Below are 21,275 nucleotides of genomic sequence, written 5' to 3'. Positions count from 1 at the left end.
GAAAAACAACAAGAGGTTAAAAATGAAAAAAACAGTATTAGCGGCAGTATTAGGTAGTGCGTTATTAGCTGGTTCGGCAATGGCACATCAAGCGGGCGATGTTATCTTACGTGCGGGTGCTATTGGTGTTGTAGCAAATTCAAGTTCTGATTATCAAACAGGAGCGGATGTAAACTTAGATGTAAATAATAATATTCAGCTTGGTTTAACCGGTACTTATATGTTAAGTGATAATCTAGGTCTTGAATTATTAGCGGCAACGCCATTTTCACATAAAATTACCGGTAAATTAGGGGCGACAGATTTAGGCGAAGTAGCAAAAGTTAAACAACTTCCGCCAAGTCTTTACTTACAATATTATTTCTTTGATTCTAATGCGACAGTTCGTCCATACGTTGGTGCCGGTTTAAACTATACTCGCTTTTTCAGTGCTGAAAGTTTAAAACCACAATTGGTACAAAACTTACGTGTTAAAAAACATTCTGTAGCACCGATTGTAAATTTAGGTGTTGATGTGAAATTAACGGACAATCTATCATTCAACGCGGCAGCTTGGTACACACGTATCAAAACAACTGCAGATTATGATGTTGGTGGTACACATATTAGTACACCAATCACACTTGATCCTGTTGTATTATTCTCAGGTATTAGCTACAAATTCTAAGTATTTTTAAACTGTGATGAGAAAGGGAGCGTTAATCGCTCCCTTTTTTGTAAAAAATCTTTCAAAAACGACCGCTTGTTAAGCACAAAAATGTAGGATCATTTTCGTGAGCAATTCTCGGGTCGGCTCAATAAATTTTGTTTCTAAAAATTCATCCGGTTGGTGGGCTTGTTCGATAGATCCCGGGCCTAACACAAGCGTCGGGCAGAGCTGTTGAATAAACGGGGCCTCGGTACAATAGTTTACCGCATCACATTTTTCACCTAACAGTTTTTCAACCACTTGTACCACTTGCGCGGAATGTTCACACTCATAACCGGGAATACCGTCGTGCAGATGGCGAATTTCAATCAGATCGCCGTATTGTTCCAACATTGGTTTCAGATTTTCATTGACCATCGCATATAAATCTTCGACCGGCAGATTTGGCAACGGGCGCATATCAAATTGCAGCTCGCAGCAGGCACAAATACGGTTAATCGCATCGCCACCGTGGATATTGCCGAAATTCATCGTCGGATAAGGCACTTTAAACAGATCATTATGATATTTTTCACGTAATTGATTACGCATATTCATCAGATAACCGGTCGCTTGGTGCATTAATTCAATCGCATTAATGCCGCGATCCGGATCGCTTGAGTGACCGCTTTTGCCGGTAATTCTGACCGCTTCGCCAACGTGCCCTTTATGCGCACGAATCGGTTTTAAAGAAGTCGGCTCGCCGATAATCGCACAATCAGGGCGAATATGCGTATGTTGAGCGAAGGTTCTCGCGCCAAGCATGGTGGTTTCTTCATCGGCTGTAGCGAGAATACGTAACGGTTTGGTTAATTTGTTTAAATCAATTTGGCTAACCACATCGACAATAAAAGCAAAAAAACCTTTCATATCCGCAGTGCCTAAACCGTAGAATTTGCCGTCTTGTTCGGTTAATGCGAACGGGTTGAAAGTCCATTTACCTTCGTCAAACGGCACGGTATCGGTATGTCCGGCTAATAATAAACCGCCTTCACCCTCACCGTAAGTGGCTAATAAATTATACTTATCACGACTGCCTTCCACTCGGATAATCTCGGTTTTAAAGCCGAAATCGGCAAGCCATGTCGCCAGTAATTCGATAAGTTGCTTATTGGATTGATCTTCCGCCGCTTCTAAACTGGAAATCGTCGGTAGTGCAATTAAGTTGCGATAGCGTTCGATAAATTTTGTGTTTGCCATAATATTTTCTCTTTTTATTTACGTTTTAACATTGCAAGACCGGCGAGAATTTCCCAAATCATAACCGCATAGATGGCTACTCGTTCAAGTATCGGGGTCAGCATATTTGGAAAAAAGATCGTGATCAATACGCAAAGTACGCCGATTAGACCGGCTTGAATACTAAAGCGGCGTAGCCAAACAAGTTGCGGTTTAACAATATCAATTCCCGCCATAACAATTGCCAAATTACCGAATAAATAAGTAAGACTTGCACCTAAATTTTGTAATCCGCCGGCGGTTATTTTCGCTTGGGATGACGGAATCAAGCTCATACCGATAGTAAAGAACGCGGCAAAAATTAACGCCAACAACCAATATTTACGGCGAGAGAGCTGTAAGATTACCGCAAGATAAGCAACCGCAAAACATAACCCTTGCAGACTGAATACCGCATTCATGACTTGATATAACGGCGAAAAATTATTGGTTTTGCCGTCAATTACCGAACCAAGCGGGATTAGTAATTCTAAAACGGTATGTCTGGCATAGGTTATCAACGAAGATTCGCTAAATAACGCCGAAACAAACTCGGCGAGTGTATAAAATACGCCGATAAATGACAGCAAAACGGCTAATAGAATCACAATAAAGCGCGTACTTCCCCGAATAATCGGATGCATCAGCAACGGATAAACGGCGATTCCGAAAGAACCGTTGGCAAAAAAGAGTTGTAATTGATGGGAAATTTCAACCACTTTATTTGCAAAAATACGTAGAAAAGCAACCGCTTGATTAACCAATGTTGTTTTCATATTTTGCCCTAGAATGAATTGGTGAGAAGCGTATAAATTGCTCCGATAAAAAGCACGCTAATCATCACTAATAAACTTTTTTCAAAGCGAGTTAAATTAAGGTTTTCACCGTTCTGTTTACGAGAATAGAAAAAGAGAGCAAGCCCCGGTACGTATAATACAACAGAGAGCAATAAATAATCTAATCCCGCCGCATAGACAATCCATAAACCGTAAACGGATGCCATTGCACCGGTAAGTTTGATATACCACGCTTCGTTTTGTTTCATCGCCACTTTGAATAAATAAGCACCGACTAAGAAATAAGGTACCAAAATCATCGTAGTCGAAAGCTGAATTAACATACTGTAACCTTTGCCGGTAAACAGCACTAGCAACAGACTGATTTGAATCGCAATATTCGTCAGCCATAAACCGGCAATCGGCGTGCCGTTAATATTAGTACGGTTTAGTACTTTCGGGAAAACTTTGGTTTTTGCCGCTTGGTAAGGGATTTCCGATGAAAACATCGTCCAGCTCATATAAGAGGCTAATACCGATACAATTAAGCAAAAAGTGATAATAATCTTACCGCTTGTACCAATCATCTGTTCCATTAACCCCGCCATAGATGGATTCGGCATTTCGGCAATCACTTCACGAGGCAAAATGCCGAGGGAAAGTACGGTAATCGCCACATATAACACCAGTGTAATCAGAATACCTAAAATGGTGGCTAAGCCGACATCACTTTTCTTTTTGGCATGGGCGGAAAGTACGGAAGCCCCTTCCACTCCGACAAACACCCAAAGGGTAATCAACATTGTGCCTTTTACTTGTTCTAATTGGGTTGTGCCGAGTTTAACGCCGCTAAAATCCTGTACGAATTGCTCCGGTGAGAAAAACCAAACGGCTAAGCCGATAAATAAAAAGAGCGGTAAGGTTTTTACGATAGTTGCGATCAAGTTTACATATGCCGCTTCACGAATTCCTCGAGCAATTAAATGATGGACTAACCAAACGATAATCGAAGCCCCGAAAATAGCGGCTACCGTATTCCCTTGTCCGAAAATAGTTTGATTTTCGCTATCGACAAAAGCCCCCAACCCCTCAAAGGCAACCACTAAATAGCCGACACTGCCGATAGCGGTACAGAGCCAATAGCCCCAAGCGGATAATCCGCCGACCAAATCGCCGAAGCCTTCGCGAGCGTAAGTATAGACGCCGCCTTCCAATTCCGGTTTGATACGAGAGAGAAAAAAGAAAGATAGACCTAAGAAAATAATTCCGATACCGGTAATAAGCCAACCGCTAAGTAATGCTTCGGCACCAGCAACTTCCGCCATATTTTGCGGAAGGCTGAAAATACCGGAACCGATCATTGAGCTAAGTACTAATGCGGTTAAAGAGAAAAGACCGATTTTGCCTTTTGACATAGAATGCCCTTATAATTGTTATTCAAACAAACCGCATAATTTAGCATAAAAATAAAAAATCCTCTAATGCCGAAACAGGAGAGGACTGAGATTTTTTAGCTCCAATCAACATTGGTAAAACTGTTGTAAACCGCCCAGATAAATAATAGTCCGATTAAGATTAATAAGATTTTTTCAAATGCGGTTAAATTTAAGGTTTTGCCTTGATGCTGATAGCGTGAATAAAGGAATAAACCGATGCCCGGTACATAGAGTAGTACCGATAATAATAAGTAATCTAACCCAGCCGCATAGACAATCCATAAGCCGTAAACCGATGCGATAAAACCGGTCAGTTTGATATACCACGCTGAATTTTGTTGGAATGATAATTTCAATAAATATGCACCGATTAAGAAATAAGGCACAAGGATCATTGAGGTCGAAATCAATAATAATGCGTTGTAGCTTTTACCGGTTAATAACACAAGGAATAAACAGAATTGCACCACAAAACCGGTAAACCAAAGTGAATTGATCGGCACTTCATTCGCATTTAATTTATCTAAAATTTTCGGGAACGCGCCATTTTTCGCACCACGATAAGGTACTTCCGCCGAATACATTGTCCAGCTTACATAAGAAGCAAGCACCGACACAATTAAGCAAAAAGTAATTAAAATCTTACCGCTTGAGCCAATCATCGTTTCTAATAAACCTGCCATTGACGGGTTTGACATCTCCGCAATCGTTTCACGCGGTAAAATGCCGAGTGAAAGCACAGTAATTGCAATGTATAAAACCAATGCGATCAGAATCCCAAGTACGGTCGCCAAACCTACATCACTTTTCTTTTTAGCGTGAGCAGATAACACGGAAGCCCCTTCCACACCGGTAAACACCCAAAGGGTAATTAACATCGTGTTTTTCACCTGTTCCGACACGCTGTTATTTAATGCTGATCCTTGCAAATCTTGGTTAAACGTTTCACCTTTGAAGTACCAAATTGCCAAACCGATAAATAGCACGAGCGGGAAAACTTTCACAAAGGTTGCAACCAAGTTTACTGTTGCCGCTTCTTTTACACCGCTTGCTACTAAAGCGTGAACTAACCACACGATAATTGAAGCGCCGATAAAAGAAGCAAGTGTATTACCTTGCCCGAAAATAATTTTGGATTCCGTGTCGGTAAATGAACCAATCCCTTCGAATGCCACCACTAAATAGCCGACAATCCCGATCGTCGCACACAGCCAGTAACCCCAAGCGGATAAAAAACCGACAAGATCACCGAATCCCTCTCGTGCATAAGTATAAATACCGCCGTCTAAATCCGGACGCAGACGAGAAATAAAGAAGAAAGAAAGCCCAAGGAAAATAATTCCGATGCCGGTAATGATCCAGCCGAGAATTAACGCTTCACCGCCGGCGACCGCTGCCATATTTTGCGGCAGGCTGAAAATCCCGGAACCAATCATGGAGCTGAGAACCAGAGCGGTTAAAGAAAGTAACCCAATTTTTTTGTTTGACATAATTGCCCTTATTTTGGTGTTGTGCTTGATACAAGCGGTTAAATTTTGCTGATTTTTTGCAAAAAATTGCCAATTTTGACCGCTTATTCGGTTATTTTAAATGTTTCGCTAGTGTGTTGATGTATTCGATCCCGATACCGCAACAGCCGCCGACAATGGTTGCGCCTTGTGCCGCCCATTTTTGCGCCCATGCAAGATAGGCTTCAGGGGTTAAATCTTTACGCACTTCGTCTAAACCGTCATTGGCGGTTGCATCTTTTGGTTGTGGCGCAAACGCATTTGCATACGCACCGGTTTGGATATGTGTTGCATTTTTGGCTGTTAGAATAGATTGGGTTATCGATAGTGCTTGTTCAATGACTTCCGGCTGACAGCAGTTAAATAAAATCGCATCAACGCCTAATTCCACCATTTTTTCAATCGCAAGGGCTACAGGCTCGCCAGAACGTAGTTGCGGCTCCGGTGTTGGCTCATCATCGGTTAAGGTAAACGAAACCCAAAGCGGGCGGTTATCTTTTGGCAATAACGGCTTAATTGAAGTCGGTTCAATAATCGCACTTTGCGTTTCACATAACCAGATATCCACATAGGGCGAAAGCCCGTCAATAATCGGTTGAGCGATTTCCGCAAAACGATTCGCTTGAATCAAATCGGCACGGTAAGAGCCGAACATCGGCGGTAATGAACCGGCAATTTTTGCAGGTTTTCCGCTATTTTTAACCGCTTGTTTGGCTAAACGACCGGCTAAATCGGCAAGCATTTTGCCATCTGCACTAAAACGTTGTTCGCCAATATGGAATGGCACAACTGCATAGCTATTGGTCGTAATCACTTCTGCACCGTTTGCAATAAAATCTTCATGGACTTGTTGCACCGCAGACGGTTTTTCATAAAGGGATAACGCAGACCATTCCGGCTGTTTAAAAGGTGCGTTCAAACGCATTAACTCACGGCTCATACCGCCGTCTAGGATTGTGATAGGAGATAGCATAGTCTTCTCTGTTTTAAAACTAAAAATGAAAGTGTTTAATGTATCATAAATGTATCGGTGACAATGAAGTTTTTGGCTCCAATTTGCTAGATATTTGTAAGAGTAAATAATATAATGTAAAGCCAATTTTGACAGATATAGAATCATGCTGCTTGCTGACAACATGTGAATGTCTTTTGAGAGTAAAATAATATCAAATAGTTTTGTATATAAATATTTCGGAAAAATTTATGTTACCTATTATAGCAGCTACTGTAGTTGTATCAGCATCAGTATTGAAAGCTATTGTTTCAAGCCAAGTTTCTCAAGGAATTTCTGAAGGTAGTAAAACTGCACAAACACAAATTCATAGCGGGTTATCTCAGTTAATAAAAAGTACGGTTATCGGTATTTTAATAAATGTCGGTATTTTTATATCATCCTATTTCATTTCTTTATTCATTTCGAGAAAGTTTGCCATTCTCTTAATTTGTATAGTTTGTGCAGAATCCTTACTCAAAACAACCTATAAACAAATTAAATTGATACCTGATTATCTCTTGTTTATTAAGTTACGTAGTTTTAAGAAATTTGTGACATATAAAATTGAGAATGAAATACAGAGAGAAGTAAGTAAAGAATTACGAAATAGTAACTTTTTTACACGTACTTTAAACAATTTATTCGGTAGCTCTGAGAGAGAAATTGTTTCTGATATTACACAACAATCTTTAATGGCAACATACCAAATGATTGTATTAAAAACGTTGATTACACTTATGATTCTTATCATTTACTTTGTAACATTCAGATTATTTGTGGTTCCGGTTTTGATTGAAGATTCAGTTAATTTAACATTAAATCCAATCAAGATTTTATGTTATCCATTTGCTTTCTTAATTGATTGTATTTTGGATACTGATTTTACCAATTTCATTATTTAATTAAATTTTCTTACCTAATTGGAGTTGTTTCTTATGTCAGATGTTAATGATTATCTAAAATACAAAGATAATTACTCGGAAAATGAGTTTTGGGATAAAATTAAGGATAACTTAATTTCTATCGGCAAAGAGCTTATAGAAAAAGCACTTGTTCTTTTTTATTCGGGAACGGATAGTAATACACCGATAATGGATAAAACGCTTATTTTTAGCGTGTTAGGTTATTTGATTTTACCTATTGATCTTATTCCAGATGTTACTCCTGCTGTTGGTTATTCGGATGATCTCGCAGGAATCCTTGCTGTTTTAGCAAAAGTTTCAGATTCCGTGACAAAAGAACATACTCAACAAGCACAAGAGAAATTACAGCAGCTTTTTGATTCTACAGGCTCGGAAGAAGTTAAACAACAATCCGAAGCTCAGGAAATGAATACAGTGCAACAAGAAACTGAAGCAAAAAGTAATCAAAAATCAGGACAAGAACCTCCTAATAAGCCGGAAGAATCTCGAAAATCGGAGTCTGGTGGATTTCTATCAAATATAGAAAAAATAGTCGGTATTGCAAATGGTTCGGCAGATCTTGTTCGTAAACTTATTATTTTAGGGATTTTTGCGGCAATTGCCTATTTCGGTTACGCTTTTTATCACAAGGATTCTCAGCCTGTTATCACTTCAACATTAATCAGCGAAAGAGTGAAGCATGTTAAGGAACTAACGACATTAAAATATCACTATAAAGATATTCTGATGATCGAGAAAAATAAAGAAACCGATTTTATTCCTTTTAACTATGCTCGTTTAATTGTGTCTTATGAGGGTATGGCAGTTCTAGGTGTTGAATTGGATAATATTAAAGTGGATATTAGCGGTAATAAAATTATGATTTCCGGTTTAGGGAATGTAAAATTTATTGCTCATGACATTAATGATAATTCACTTAAAGTTTATGATGAAACGGCAAGAATCTTTACAAAAGATTGGGATATTAAAACATTTTCTGATTTAAAGGCTAAGCAACGTACTCAAATAGAACATGATATTATGAATGGAAGTTCTTTACCGGAAGAAGCTAGACAAACAGCTGAAAAAGCGATTGTAGAATTAATTGAATTAATTCCGGGAGTAAAAGGGAAGTATGATATTCAATTTGAAAAAGCTGAAATACAGAAACCTACACAGCCTATAGTAAAACCTCAAGAACCTAAAAAATCTTAATAGCTAAAAAATAGTTGAAACTTAATGCTACTCGACTAAAGCAAGTAGCATTTTTTGTTTCGGATGAGTTATATGAAGACCTGATCAAAATTATAGACATTGCCGTTTTTTTGAATAAATGGTTTGACACTCATCTAAAAAAGTCTATTATAGCCGTCTAGACGGAAAAACGGCTAATTAGAATTCGGTACGAGCGGTCGAAATTTGTAAGATTTTTGCAAAATTCGACCGCTTGCCTAGTGCATATAATGTTATAAATCAACGAATTAAAGGTAACAACAATGGCGATTAATTTATTTACTTCAGAATCAGTATCAGAAGGACATCCGGATAAAATTGCAGACCAAATCTCGGATGCGGTGTTAGATGAAATTTTAAAACAAGACCCGAAAGCACGTGTAGCGTGCGAAACGTATGTAAAAACCGGTATGGCGTTAGTCGGCGGTGAAATCACCACTTCTGCATGGGTGGATATCGAAAACTTAACCCGTCAAGTGATCTGCGACATCGGCTATACTCATTCGGATATGGGCTTTGATGCGCATTCTTGTGCGGTATTAAATGCGATTGGTAAACAATCTCCGGATATTAACCAAGGTGTTGACCGTGCGGATCCGTTAGAGCAAGGTGCGGGTGACCAAGGTATTATGTTCGGTTATGCAACCAATGAAACCGATGTATTAATGCCGGCACCGATTACTTACGCTCACCGCTTAATGGAACAACAAGCGAAAGTACGTAAATCAGGCAAATTAGACTGGTTACGTCCGGATGCGAAAAGCCAATTAACCTTCGCTTACGAAAATAACAAAATCGTAGGGATTGATGCGGTAGTGCTTTCAACTCAACATGCTGAACACGTTTCACAAAAAGATTTAGTGGAAGGCGTGATGGAAGAAATCATCAAGCCGGTATTACCAAGCGAATGGTTAAGCCAAAACACCAAATACTTCATTAACCCGACCGGTCGTTTCGTGATTGGCGGCCCGATGGGTGACTGTGGTTTAACCGGTCGTAAAATTATCGTAGATACTTACGGCGGTGCAGCTCGTCACGGTGGCGGTGCGTTTTCCGGTAAAGACCCGTCAAAAGTGGACCGTTCTGCAGCATACGCAGCACGTTATGTAGCAAAAAATATCGTGGCGGCAGGTTTAGCGGATCGTTGTGAAATCCAGCTTTCTTATGCAATTGGTGTGGCGGATCCGACATCAATTATGGTGGAAACTTTCGGTACGGGTAAAGTTTCAAACGAAACATTAGTGAAATTGATCTATCAAAACTTTGATTTACGTCCGTACGGCTTAATCAAAATGTTAGATTTAATCCGTCCGATCTACCGTGAAACGGCGGCTTACGGTCACTTCGGTCGTGAACACTTTCCATGGGAACAAACGGATAAAGCGGAAGCATTACGTGCCGGCGCAGGTTTATAATTTTAAGTTAATATAACTTAAACGAAGTAGAGCAGTTGAATTTACAGAGAAATTTGTAAATCCAACCGCTTATTTTTTGCTATTCGGAATAAAGGCAAACGTTTGCGCAACGGAATGTAAAAGCGTATAATTCGCCCCAATTTTTTTAATTTGAGGCATTTATGCAAAATTTACGTTATCCCGTTGATTCCAAACCGCCTTTCGGCTTAACCCTTCTTTTAGCGGCACAACATCTGTTGGCTGCACTCGGCGGTATTATCGCCGTTCCGCTTGTTATCGGTAATGTGTTAAAACTTCCGACACCGGATACGATTGTGTTGGTAAACGCGGCGTTATTGGTTTCAGGTATTGTGACGATTATTCAATGCCAAGGTATCGGGCCTATCGGTTTACGTTTACCGAGTGTAATGGGAACTAGTTTTACTTTCGTTGCAGCGGCACTTGCGATCGGTTTTAGCGAACACGGTGTTGCCGGTATTATGGGGGCATCGTTAGTCGGTTCGTTAGTGATGATTATCGGCAGTTTCTTTATGCCGTATGTGCGTAAATTATTCCCGCCTGTCGTGACCGGCGTAGTGGTGATGATGATCGGTTTAAGCTTAATTCCGGTTGCAGTGGATTGGTTCGCCGGCGGCCAAAAAGGTGACCCGCATTATGCGGATCCAGCAAATCTTGCGATGGCGACTTTTGTACTTGTGCTGGTTGTGATCTTAGTGCAATGGGGCAAAGGTATTTTCTCGGCGGCTGCGATTGTAATCGGTATGATGGTCGGCTATGTAGTGGCGTTAGCTCTAGGTTGGATTAACTTTGATGCGGTAAAAAATGCAGATGCGTTTGCGATTCCGCAGCCGTTGCATTTCGGTTTGGCTTTCCCGATTTCAGGGATTATCGGGATGTCGATTGCTTATTTAGTGACGATTGTCGAATCAAGCGGTAACTTCTTAGCTTTAGGTAATGCAACGCAAACGGAAATTACCGGTAAGCATTTACGCGGTGGGGTATTGTGTGACGGCTTAGGCTCCGCATTTGCGGCAATTATGTCCACTACGCCGTTCTCGTCATTTGCGCAAAATATCGGGGTGATTTCCCTAACCGGTGTAGCAAGTCGTTATGTGGTAACCATTATGGGCGTATTGCTGGTGTTAGCCGGCGTATTCCCTTGGTTAGGCGCATTAATCGTGTCGATTCCTAGCCCTGTGCTAGGCGGTGCGGGTTTAATGATGTTTGCGATGATTATTGCCGCCGGTATTCAAATGTTGGATAAAGTGGAACGTTCAAAACGTAACGGTTTAATTATTGCGATTTCAATCGGTTGCGGTTTAGCGGTAACCACTCGTCCCGAATTATTAGATAAATTGCCGAGTTTCTTTAAAGAAGTATTCGGATCAGGCATCACGGTCGGCTCTTTATTGGCTCTTATTCTGAATTTAGTTTTGCCGGAAGATAAAGAATAAATATCAGAATCAATAATCGAAGTAATTGGGAAAACTTACTTGAAATTCGGTAAACTAACCCTTATCTTACGAAGTAACTTTACGCCACGGTTAAGTGGCGTTTTCTTTTCGAATTATTAATAAGGAAAACAAATTATGACTTTACAAGTGACTGACGCAACTTTTGAACAAGAAGTTTTAAAATCAGACGTACCGGTATTATTAGACTTTTGGGCACCATGGTGTGGTCCTTGCCGTATGGTTGCGCCAATTTTAGACGAATTATCGGAAGAGTTCGCAGGTCGTGCGAAAATCGCAAAAGTAAACGTGGATGAGAACCAACAAATTCCGGCACAATTCGGTATTCGTTCAATCCCGACATTAATTCTTTTCAAAAACGGTGAAGTGGTTGCAACGCAAGTCGGCGCATTACCGAAATCACAATTAAGCGCATTTGTTGAACAAGCACTTTAATCTTCAATTTATAAATGAGGGCGGGTAATTTCTCGCCCTTTTTATTTGCAAAAAAATTGTTAAAAAAGACCGCTATTTGTTCTATAAAGCCTAGCCAAATTAGGCGCAAATAGGTACAATCCCTAAGTTACGTTATTTTAAATAGGCGTACAGAAATTTTTTATTTTGGAGAAATTTATGTCGTGGAATGAGTCAGGCAATCAGCAGGATCCGTGGGGTAAACCGGGTCAAAAAAAGCCTGAGCAACAAGGGCAGGGGTCTCAACAGGAGCCTGAAAAACAGAATAATCGCCAAGAGCCGCCGGATTTAGAGGAGGCTTTTAGCTCGCTATTGAAAAAAATGGGTGGAGGTAATAAGGGAAATAATTCTCGCCATCCGCAAAGTTTTGGAAAATTATTCCCGCTTGCCGCAATTTTTGCTGTAATTGTGTGGGGTGCTTCCGGTTTTTATACGGTTAAAGAAGCGGAACGCGGTGTCGTTACTCGCTTCGGTAAGTTAAACGATATTGTTATGCCGGGTTTAAACTGGAAACCGACTTTTGTCGATGAAGTGATTCCGGTCAATATCGAACGTGTTTCCGAGTTAAAAACCAGCGGATCAATGCTGACGCAAGATGAAAATATGGTTCAAGTAGAAATGACCGTTCAGTACCGTGTCGAAGATCCGGCTAAATATCTGTTTAGCGTGCGTGATGCGGATGACAGTTTAAAGCAAGCGACCGATAGTGCGTTACGTTATGTGATCGGTCATATGTCGATGGACGATATTTTAACGACAGGTCGTGCGACGGTTCGTGAAAAAACTTGGCAAACTTTGCGTGATATTATCAAAACCTATGATATGGGTTTATTGGTTACCGATGTAAACTTCCAGTCGGCACGTCCGCCGGAAGAGGTGAAAGACGCGTTTGATGATGCGATTAAAGCGCAAGAAGACGAACAGCGTTTGATCCGTGAAGCGGAGGCTTACGCACGCGGTCGTGAACCGATTGCTCGTGGTCAAGCACAACGTATTGTTGAACAAGCGACAGCTTATAAGGATCAAATCGTATTGGAAGCGAAAGGTGAAGTAGAGCGTTTCTCTAAACTTTTACCGGAATATAAAGCGGCACCGAAAGTAATGCGTGAGCGTTTATATATCGAAACGATGGAAAAAGTAATGAAAAACACGCCGAAAGTGATTATGGACGGTAACGGTAATAACTTAAACGTATTACCAATGGATAAATTATTGGCTAAACCGACCGCTTCCGAATCGGTAAAACAGACGGCACCAATCGTCGTTCAGCAACCGCAAGTAATCCAACAACCGGCACAAACTTCCGGAGCAAGTACACAAGAAGAACCGGTACGTAAGGGGAGATTTTAAAAATGCGTAAATTCTTATTACCTATTTTATCTCTCATTGCTTTTGTGGTGATTTCTTGTATTACGATCGTACCGGAAGGTTATCGTGGCATTATGTTGCGCTTTAATAAAGTGCATCGTGACGCAGACCAAAAAGTGGTGGTTTATGCGCCGGGCTTACACTTTAAAGCCCCGTTTATTGATAACTTGAAAGTATTGGATGCGCGTATTCAGATTTTAGACGGTCAAGAAGATCGCTTTGTAACGGTTGAGAAAAAAGACTTATTAGTTGATTCTTACGTAAAATGGCGTATCAGCGATTTCGGTAAGTTTTATACGGCAACCGGTGGTGATGCTCAGCGTGCTTCGGATCTGTTAAAACGTAAAGTCGGTGACCGTTTACGTTCTGAGATCGGTTCTCGTACGATTAAAGATATCGTATCCGGTTCTCGCGGCGAATTAATGGCGGGTGCGCAAAAAGCATTAAATGACGGCGATGACGGTGCCGAGAAACTCGGTATCGAAGTGGTCGATGTTCGTGTAAAACAGATCAATTTACCGAATGAAGTTTCATCTTCAATTTATCAGCGTATGCGCGCGGAACGTGCCGCAGTTGCAAGCGAACACCGTTCACAAGGTGAAGAAAAGGCGGAAATTATCCGTGCCGAAGTCGATAAGAAAGTGGTGCTGATTGAAGCGCAAGCGAAGAAAACTTCTGAAACTTTACGCGGTGAAGGCGATGCGTTAGCTGCAAAAATTTATGCGGACGCATTCAGCCAAGAGCCGGAGTTTTATAGCTTCGTACGTAGCTTAAAGGCATACGAAAACAGCTTTGCGAAAGATCAAAGCAATATGATGTTACTTAAATCGGACAGCGAGTTCTTCCGCTTTATGAAAGCACCGACAAAATAATTGTATCTATAAGACCCGATCGATATCGGGTCTTTAACTTTTTTATTTCTCTCTGAAAACAGAGCATAACAAGCGGTCGGATTTATCCGTTTTTTAGTAAATTTCTCAGAAAATTTAACCGCTTGTTGTTTGTATGTTTGGAGTGAGCATACCAATTCAATTCAAAACTAACTAAAGAGGCAATTCCTATGGGTAAAAGTGTTGCTATTCTCGGCGCTCAGTGGGGCGATGAAGGGAAAGGTAAAATCGTAGATTTATTAACGGATCGTGTAAAATACGTGGTTCGTTATCAAGGCGGTCACAATGCGGGCCATACCTTAATTATCAATGGTGAAAAAACTGTTCTTCGTCTTATTCCGAGCGGTATTTTACGTGATAATGTAACCTGCTTAATCGGTAACGGTGTGGTACTTTCTCCGGATGCGTTAATGAAAGAAATGGGCGAATTAGAAGCACGTGGTATTAACGTTCGTGAGCGTTTAAAAATTTCAGAAGCTTGCCCATTAATTCTTCCTTACCATGTTGCAATGGATCACGCGCGTGAAGCGGCACTAGGTAAAAATAAAATCGGTACAACCGGTCGTGGTATCGGTCCGGCATACGAAGATAAAGTGGCTCGTCGCGGTTTACGTGTGAGTGATTTATTTGATAAAGAAGCATTTGCTGAAAAATTAAAAGATATTTTGGATTACTACAACTTCCAATTAGTACATTACTATAAAGTTGAACCGGTAGATTTCCAAAAAACTTTAGACGATGTATTTGCGATTGCCGATGTGATTAAAGGTATGGTGGCGGACGTAACCACTTTACTTCACCAAGCGCGCAAAGACGGCGTGAATATTTTATTCGAAGGTGCGCAAGGTACGATGTTAGATATCGACCACGGTACATATCCGTTTGTAACCAGTTCAAATACGACGGCAGGCGGTGTTGCAACCGGTTCAGGTTTTGGTCCTCGTAATCTTGACTACGTATTAGGTATCATCAAAGCATACTGTACTCGTGTGGGTAGCGGCCCGTTCACCACGGAATTATTTGATGAGGTAGGGGCGGAAATCGCTCGTAAAGGTAACGAGTTCGGTGCGGTAACCGGTCGTCCTCGTCGTTGTGGTTGGTTTGATGCGGTAGCTGTACGCCGTGCAGTACAAATTAACTCGATTTCAGGCTTTTGTATGACAAAATTAGACGTATTAGACGGCTTCAAAGAGTTAAAAATCTGTACCGCATATAAAATGCCAAATGGTGAAATCGTAGAATACGCACCGATGGCAGCGAAAGATTGGGAAGGTGTTGAGCCGATTTACGAAACAATGCCGGGCTGGTCTGAAAACACCTTCCGTGTAACTAAACGTGAAGAGTTACCACAAGCGGCGTTAGATTACATCAAACGTATTGAAGAGCTTGTTGGTGTGCCGGTTGATATTCTTTCAACTGGTCCGGATCGTGTGGAAACAATGATCTTACGTGACCCATTTGCGGCGTAATTTCGTTTAAATTTTAAGTTGTTTTCTTACCACGGAAAACACGGAGTTCACGGAATTTTCTGTGTATTCTGTGCTTTCCGTGGTAATTGTTTTTTGATACTTGTCTGAAAAGCAGTTAAATTTGCAAATTTTTAGCGAAATTTAACCGCTTGTTTGGGCAACTTATTTTCCGTAGTGAAACCGAAAAATGAAATTTATTATTAAACTTTTCCCTGAAATTATGATTAAAAGCGATTCGGTTCGTAAACGCTTTATCAAAATTTTGACTTCCAATATCCGCAATGTGTTATTGCGTGAAACCGAAAATGTAGCGGTGATTCGTAACTGGGACTTTATTGAAGTGCGTGCCAAAGTGGCGGAAGAAGCGCCGTTGGTATTGGAATTACTGAAACGTACGCCGGGTATTCACCATATTTTAGAAGTGGAAGAAATGCCGTTTGTGACGATGCACGATATTTTTGAAAATACCTTGGCAAAAGTACGTGATGAGTTAGAAGGCAAAACGTTCTGCGTGCGTGTTCGCCGTAAAGGTAAACACGAATTTCGTTCGTTAGACGTAGAAAAATATGTCGGTGGCGGTTTAAATCAACATATTGAATCGGCTCGTGTGAAATTAACCAAGCCGGATGTAACCGTGCGTATTGATATTGACGGCGATAAAATGTTGCTGATCAATGCTCGTCACGAAGGTTTAGGCGGTTATCCGATCGGTACGCAAGAAGATGTATTATCACTTATTTCCGGCGGATTCGATTCCGGCGTATCAAGCTATATGCTGATTCGTCGTGGCTCACGTGTACATTACTGCTTCTTTAATTTAGGCGGTGCGGCGCACGAAATCGGTGTAAAACAAATGGCGTACCATATTTGGAGCCGTTACAGCACTTCACACAAAGTCCGTTTTGTGGCGATTAATTTTGAAAATGTAGTCGGCGAAATTTTAGAGAAAGTCGATAATGGTCAAATGGGCGTGGTGTTAAAACGTATGATGGTGCGTGCTGCAAGTAAAATCGCCGAGCGTTTCGATATTCAAGCGATCGTAACCGGCGAAGCGTTAGGTCAGGTTTCAAGCCAAACCTTAACCAATTTACGTTTAATCGACAAAGCGTCCGATACATTGGTATTACGTCCGTTAATCACACACGATAAAGAACAAATTATCGCCATGGCAAAAGAAATAGGCACCGATGATATTGCTAAATCTATGCCGGAATTTTGTGGCGTCATCTCGAAAAATCCGACGGTGAAAGCGATTGAAAGCAAAATTGTGGAAGAAGAGGGGCATTTCAATTTTGAAGTGTTGGAACAAGCGGTGGCAAACGCACAGTTCCTCGATATTCGTGAGATTGCTCAACAAACGGAACAAGAGGTTGTGTCGGTTGAAACTACTTCCGAATTAACGGAAAACGATATTATTTTAGATATTCGTAGCCCGGAAGAAACCGATGAAGCACCGTTTAGTTTGGACGGTGTAGAAGTAAAATTAATGCCGTTCTATAAACTTTCAAGCCAGTTCGCTTCGTTGGATCAATCGAAAAACTACTTACTTTATTGCCAACGTGGAGTAATGAGCAAATTACAAGCGCTTTATCTCAAAGAGAATGGCTTTAGTAATGTAAAAGTGTTCCGACACTAATTATTTTAGCAACTTTAAAAGCGGTCATTTTTTGCAAAAAATTTGTAAAATTTGACCGCTTTTTCATTATTTATATTTTCCAATTTAGCAAAACTCATTTAATTTCTCGTTGCTTTTTTATCAAAAATAAATCCGTAAAATTGCACCTCAACGAAACGCACAAACGTGCAAACCCATACGGAGAACAAGAAAATGATGAATTCAAAAATATACCCCATTATTTACCCCTTACATACTCAACAATGGCGTAGAAATCAAAAATCGCCTAACTGTTGCCCCTTTAACCATTTACGATTCTGGTGAAGACGGTGAAATGACCGAAGCAGGTCGCCGTTTTTGGCAAAATCGTTTTGAAGGTTTTGGCTTGTTTATTATGCCTTTTACCAATGTTCACCCAAGTGGCATTGGCTTTGAAAGCCCAAATGCTTTTGATGAACGCCATTTACCTACCTTGCGTGAATATGCTGAAATCGCCCACGCACAAGGGGCAAAAGCAGTGGTACAGATTGCCCATTCTGGCAGTCGTGCCGAACGTTCGATGACCCAAGGATACGACGTGCTAGCCCCAACTGGCGATCTGTACGGGCGATTCCGTACGATGACAGAACAGGAAGTGTGGGAAATGGCGGACAGTTTCGCCTATGCCGCAGAATTAGTGATGAAAGCAGGCTTTGACGGTGTAGAAATTCACGGTGCAAATGGCTGGCTTATTCAACAATTTATGTCGGCGGCAACCAATCTTCGCACGGATTACTGGGGCGGAAATTTGGAAAAACGAATGCGTTTTCCGTTAGCGATTGTGGATAAAATTGATGAAATGCGTAAAAAATATAACCGCCCTGATTTCATCATTGGCTACCGTTTCTCGCCTGAAGAACCCGGTGAAGATGGCATTACAATGAAAGAAACCCTCGCATTAGTGGACGCATTGTTGGAAAAACCGTTGCAATATTTGCATATTTCATTATGGGATTTCTACAAAAAAGTTCGCCGTGGGGCTGATAGCAATCTTACCCGAGTGCAAGTGGTACACGACCGTATCAACGGACGAATGCCGTTCTTTGCCTCAGGTAATTTATACACTGCAGACGATATGCTTAACGCCTACCAAACAGGCTGGGTGGAAAGCGTTTCAATCGGTAAAAGCATTATGCTCAACCCGAATCTCGTGGAACTGATCCAGACTGGACGAGAAGCAGAAATTGAAAGTACCTTCGACTGGGAAAAAGCAGATTACTACCGCTACACCCCAGCAATGCTACAAGGCACAATGGCTGGCACGGATTTCTTTCCACCGTCAAAACAAAATGGTGTGAGATATAGAACCAATCATTTTTAACTAAAACGACAAGCGGTCATTTTTTGCAAAAAATTTGCAGAATTTGACCGCTTTTTCATCACTCTATTTTTTCTAAACTAGCAAAACTGTTTTATTTTTCTTTGGCTTTTTCAGAAAAAATAAACTACTAAAATAACTACAAATTAACCCGTTATGTAAGGAATTAACAATGAAAAATCGTATTTGTAACATTTTAGGTATTGAAAAACCGATTATCCAAGGACCAATGTCTTGGCTGACAGACGCACGTCTTGTGGCAGCGGTGAGTAATGCTGGTGGCTTGGGTGTATTAGGACCAAATGCAGGCTTACACCAAGCGGAATCCACCCCAGAAGGTGCGGCAGAAAAATTGCGTGAAGAGATCCGTAAAACAAAAGCTTTAACGGATAAGCCTTTCGGCGTAAACGTGATTATTGACGGTGCATTAAGTGTGTGGACACCACCGCAAGTAGAAGTCATTAAACAAGAAAAAGTGGCTGTGGTGGTTTATACTGGCTATGGCGAAGGCGGAATCATTCCTGAATTATTCGCAGATTTAAAAGCAGCTGGCGTGAAAATTGTTTATCGAGATATTAACCCAACGCCTGAAAATACCCGACGAGCTGAAGCCGCTGGTGCGGATGTTATCGTTGCGACAGGTTTTGACGAAGGCGGTACATTACCAGGACAAGTGATGGGGACATTCTCTATCGTGCCATTGATTGCCGATGCTACTCAAAACGTACCCGTTATGGCAGCAGGTGGCATTGCCGACCACCGTACAGCTAAAGCTGCATTTGCCTTAGGTGCAGAAGGTTTATTTGTTGGTTCAGCATTTTTAACCACCACCGAAAGCCGTATGCACGATGCAGCTAAAGAAAAAGTTATTGCGGCAACAGGACAAGATTTACTGCTATTCCGCACCGTGCCAGATTATTACCGTTCGCTTTCAACCCCACTCGCAGACAAACTCGCCGAAATGGATAAAGCAGGTGCAAGCAAAGAAGAGATTAATACGTTAATGGGCGGCTTGCGTGGCATGAAATTCGGTATGCTAGACGGCAATTTTGATGAAGGTTATATTTCTGTCGGCAACGGTATCGGTAGCATTCACGCCGTCAAATCCGTAGCGGAAGTTGTTGAAGAATTGACTGGTTGGCTCAAATAATCTTTACCGCCTGAGATTTGGGTTTCAGGCGGTATTTTTTACCCCTATATTTTCAAAATTAGCAAAACTCATTTGATTTTTCATTGCTTTTTAATCAAAAATAAATCCCTATAATTGACCGTACTTAAATTATTTTAGGACAAGAAAATGAAAGAACTTAATATCGCCACTCAATCAGGTACGGTATTGCACGGTGTGCTGTTCCCTGCTGAAACCCAAGCGAAAACGGTGGTTATTGCGATTACAGGTATTCACGGTAACTTTTATTCCAATCCGTTTTATTACAACATTGGTGAAACGCTGAGCAAAGCGGGGGGGGATTTTCTTTATGCACAAACTCGCAATGCATTCGGCAAAATGCAAGAAGTGAACGCCTTAACCAACGAACCTGAAATTATCGGGTCGTTCAATGAAGATTTTGCAAAAACCATTGAAGATTTGACCGCTTACCTTGATTTTGCCGAACAGCAAGGCTATGAAAATATCGTGCTGGCAGGACATTCGCTTGGGGCGAACAAAGTTATCTATTATTTGAGTGAAACGCAAGATCCACGAGTGAGCAAATTTCTGTTACTCAGCCCCGCTAATGTTACCCATTTAACTAATTTTGTCGGTGAGCCTGAGCGTGCCTACATTCGCCAAATGGTCGAAAAGGGTCAAGGGCAAAAATTACTCCCTTTTGAGCTATTTGGCTGGTTGCCTGCCACGGCGGATACCACCTATCAATGGCTGTATAGCCCGTTGCTGAATAATGTCCACGTGGAAACGGATGGTGATTTTTCTCAAGTGGAAAAAATTTCTCATTCTGGGGCTTTGTTAATCGGTACGCTTGACCGTTTTACTTACGGCGATCCAAGTGGTTTTTTACGCAATATCAACGCTCACTTCACGAATAGCCAAGCAAACGAGCTGATTTTTATCGAAAACACGGGGCATACTTATCAGCAAAAAGAGCAAGAACTGGCGGATAAAATCCGTGATCTGCTGACAACTTGGGGGATTTAATGCCATTTCTATTTTTAAAGACGAACGTCGCTATTTCGCTAGAACAAGAAGTTAAGCTAAAAACCGCTTTCGGCAAGGCGATTGCATTAGTGCCAAATAAATCGGAGGCAGTGTTGATGATGGAATTGCAAGACAACGCCCGAATGTGGCTTCGTGGCGGTCAGCCAGCAATGGCGTTTATCAAGTTGAGTTTGTTCGCCGACCCACAACATTTGGGCTACCCTGAATTGACGGCGATGCTCACGCAACAAGTGGCAGAAATTTTGCCGATTCCACCCGAAAATGTGTATATCCAATTTGACAACATTCAGGCGTAGGGCGTGAAT

At 41.2% G+C, this 21,275-nt stretch carries 19 protein-coding genes; 14 read left to right on the top strand and 5 right to left on the bottom strand.

From position 1 onward, the window contains the following. Nucleotides 1-22: 22 nt before the first annotated feature. On the top strand, nt 23-667 hold the full coding sequence (locus tag NYR63_RS05675) for an OmpW/AlkL family protein (protein WP_279456643.1): 645 nt from the start codon (nt 23-25) through the stop codon (nt 665-667). 78 nt (nt 668-745) lie between these two features. On the opposite strand, the gene argE is transcribed toward NYR63_RS05675, so the two are convergent. The 5 genes from argE to NYR63_RS05650 all read right to left on the bottom strand — a co-directional run bounded on the left by argE (nt 746) and on the right by NYR63_RS05650 (nt 6,599). After that, nucleotides 746-1,888 carry an acetylornithine deacetylase gene (gene argE / locus NYR63_RS05670; protein WP_279456641.1) on the bottom strand — a complete coding sequence of 381 codons (1,143 nt, stop codon included), beginning with the start codon at nt 1,886-1,888 and terminating at the stop codon, nt 746-748. A gap of 14 nt (nt 1,889-1,902) precedes the next feature. After that, nucleotides 1,903-2,682, bottom strand: a complete 780-nt coding sequence (locus NYR63_RS05665; RefSeq protein ID WP_279456640.1) for a permease — start codon at nt 2,680-2,682, stop codon at nt 1,903-1,905. 8 nt (nt 2,683-2,690) lie between these two features. After that, a complete protein-coding gene (locus NYR63_RS05660) occupies nt 2,691-4,097 on the bottom strand; it encodes a basic amino acid/polyamine antiporter (protein ID WP_279456639.1) in 1,407 nt (468 codons plus the stop codon). 95 nt (nt 4,098-4,192) lie between these two features. Further along, nucleotides 4,193-5,608, bottom strand: coding sequence for a basic amino acid/polyamine antiporter (locus NYR63_RS05655; protein ID WP_279456638.1), 1,416 nt, complete (start codon nt 5,606-5,608; stop codon nt 4,193-4,195). A gap of 91 nt (nt 5,609-5,699) precedes the next feature. Next, on the bottom strand, nt 5,700-6,599 hold the full coding sequence (locus tag NYR63_RS05650) for a homocysteine S-methyltransferase family protein (protein ID WP_279456637.1): 900 nt from the start codon (nt 6,597-6,599) through the stop codon (nt 5,700-5,702). 230 nt (nt 6,600-6,829) lie between these two features. Between NYR63_RS05650 and NYR63_RS05645 the strand changes: the two genes are divergently transcribed. From NYR63_RS05645 to NYR63_RS05585, 13 genes are all read left to right on the top strand, one after another. Further along, the gene (locus NYR63_RS05645) at nt 6,830-7,522 is read left to right on the top strand and encodes a hypothetical protein (RefSeq protein ID WP_279456636.1); all 693 of its coding nucleotides are present in this window, start codon (nt 6,830-6,832) and stop codon (nt 7,520-7,522) included. A gap of 33 nt (nt 7,523-7,555) precedes the next feature. Beyond that, nucleotides 7,556-8,737, top strand: coding sequence for a DUF4230 domain-containing protein (locus tag NYR63_RS05640; RefSeq protein ID WP_279456635.1), 1,182 nt, complete (start codon nt 7,556-7,558; stop codon nt 8,735-8,737). A gap of 281 nt (nt 8,738-9,018) precedes the next feature. Next, complete coding sequence (gene metK, locus NYR63_RS05635) at nt 9,019-10,170, top strand: methionine adenosyltransferase (protein WP_014991856.1); 1,152 nt, start codon at nt 9,019-9,021, stop codon at nt 10,168-10,170. Nucleotides 10,171-10,331: 161 nt separating this feature from the next. Beyond that, on the top strand, nt 10,332-11,624 hold the full coding sequence (locus NYR63_RS05630) for a nucleobase:cation symporter-2 family protein (RefSeq protein ID WP_279456634.1): 1,293 nt from the start codon (nt 10,332-10,334) through the stop codon (nt 11,622-11,624). 135 nt (nt 11,625-11,759) lie between these two features. Continuing rightward, entirely contained in the window at nt 11,760-12,077 is a 318-nt protein-coding gene (gene trxA, locus NYR63_RS05625; protein ID WP_005597935.1) for a thioredoxin, read from the top strand. A 177-nt stretch (nt 12,078-12,254) separates the two neighbouring features. Then, nucleotides 12,255-13,445 (top strand): FtsH protease activity modulator HflK, encoded by a 1,191-nt coding sequence (gene hflK, locus NYR63_RS05620; protein ID WP_279456633.1) that lies wholly within the window; start codon nt 12,255-12,257, stop codon nt 13,443-13,445. Nucleotides 13,446-13,447: 2 nt separating this feature from the next. Continuing rightward, complete coding sequence (hflC, locus tag NYR63_RS05615; protein WP_279456632.1) at nt 13,448-14,335, top strand: protease modulator HflC; 888 nt, start codon at nt 13,448-13,450, stop codon at nt 14,333-14,335. A 188-nt stretch (nt 14,336-14,523) separates the two neighbouring features. Beyond that, nucleotides 14,524-15,822 (top strand): adenylosuccinate synthase, encoded by a 1,299-nt coding sequence (gene purA, locus NYR63_RS05610; protein WP_279456630.1) that lies wholly within the window; start codon nt 14,524-14,526, stop codon nt 15,820-15,822. Nucleotides 15,823-16,009: 187 nt separating this feature from the next. Continuing rightward, on the top strand, nt 16,010-17,458 hold the full coding sequence (gene thiI, locus NYR63_RS05605; protein WP_279456629.1) for a tRNA uracil 4-sulfurtransferase ThiI: 1,449 nt from the start codon (nt 16,010-16,012) through the stop codon (nt 17,456-17,458). Between the two features lie 199 nt (nt 17,459-17,657). Next, nucleotides 17,658-18,797, top strand: coding sequence for an NADH-dependent flavin oxidoreductase (locus tag NYR63_RS05600; protein ID WP_279458541.1), 1,140 nt, complete (start codon nt 17,658-17,660; stop codon nt 18,795-18,797). 169 nt (nt 18,798-18,966) lie between these two features. After that, nucleotides 18,967-19,944 carry an NAD(P)H-dependent flavin oxidoreductase gene (locus NYR63_RS05595; protein ID WP_279456628.1) on the top strand — a complete coding sequence of 326 codons (978 nt, stop codon included), beginning with the start codon at nt 18,967-18,969 and terminating at the stop codon, nt 19,942-19,944. 147 nt (nt 19,945-20,091) lie between these two features. Beyond that, on the top strand, nt 20,092-20,949 hold the full coding sequence (locus NYR63_RS05590) for an alpha/beta fold hydrolase (protein ID WP_279456625.1): 858 nt from the start codon (nt 20,092-20,094) through the stop codon (nt 20,947-20,949). After that, nucleotides 20,949-21,266, top strand: coding sequence for a hypothetical protein (locus NYR63_RS05585; RefSeq protein WP_279456623.1), 318 nt, complete (start codon nt 20,949-20,951; stop codon nt 21,264-21,266). The genes NYR63_RS05590 and NYR63_RS05585 overlap by 1 nt, the downstream gene beginning before the upstream one ends. The last annotated feature ends 9 nt before the right edge of the window (nt 21,267-21,275 follow it).

Origin of the sequence: Actinobacillus genomosp. 1, assembly GCF_029774175.1 — a bacterium.
Taxonomy (GTDB): Bacteria; Pseudomonadota; Gammaproteobacteria; order Enterobacterales; family Pasteurellaceae; genus Actinobacillus.
Note: the sequence above shows the minus strand (reverse complement) of the source record. Positions and strands in the feature narration are given on the sequence as shown.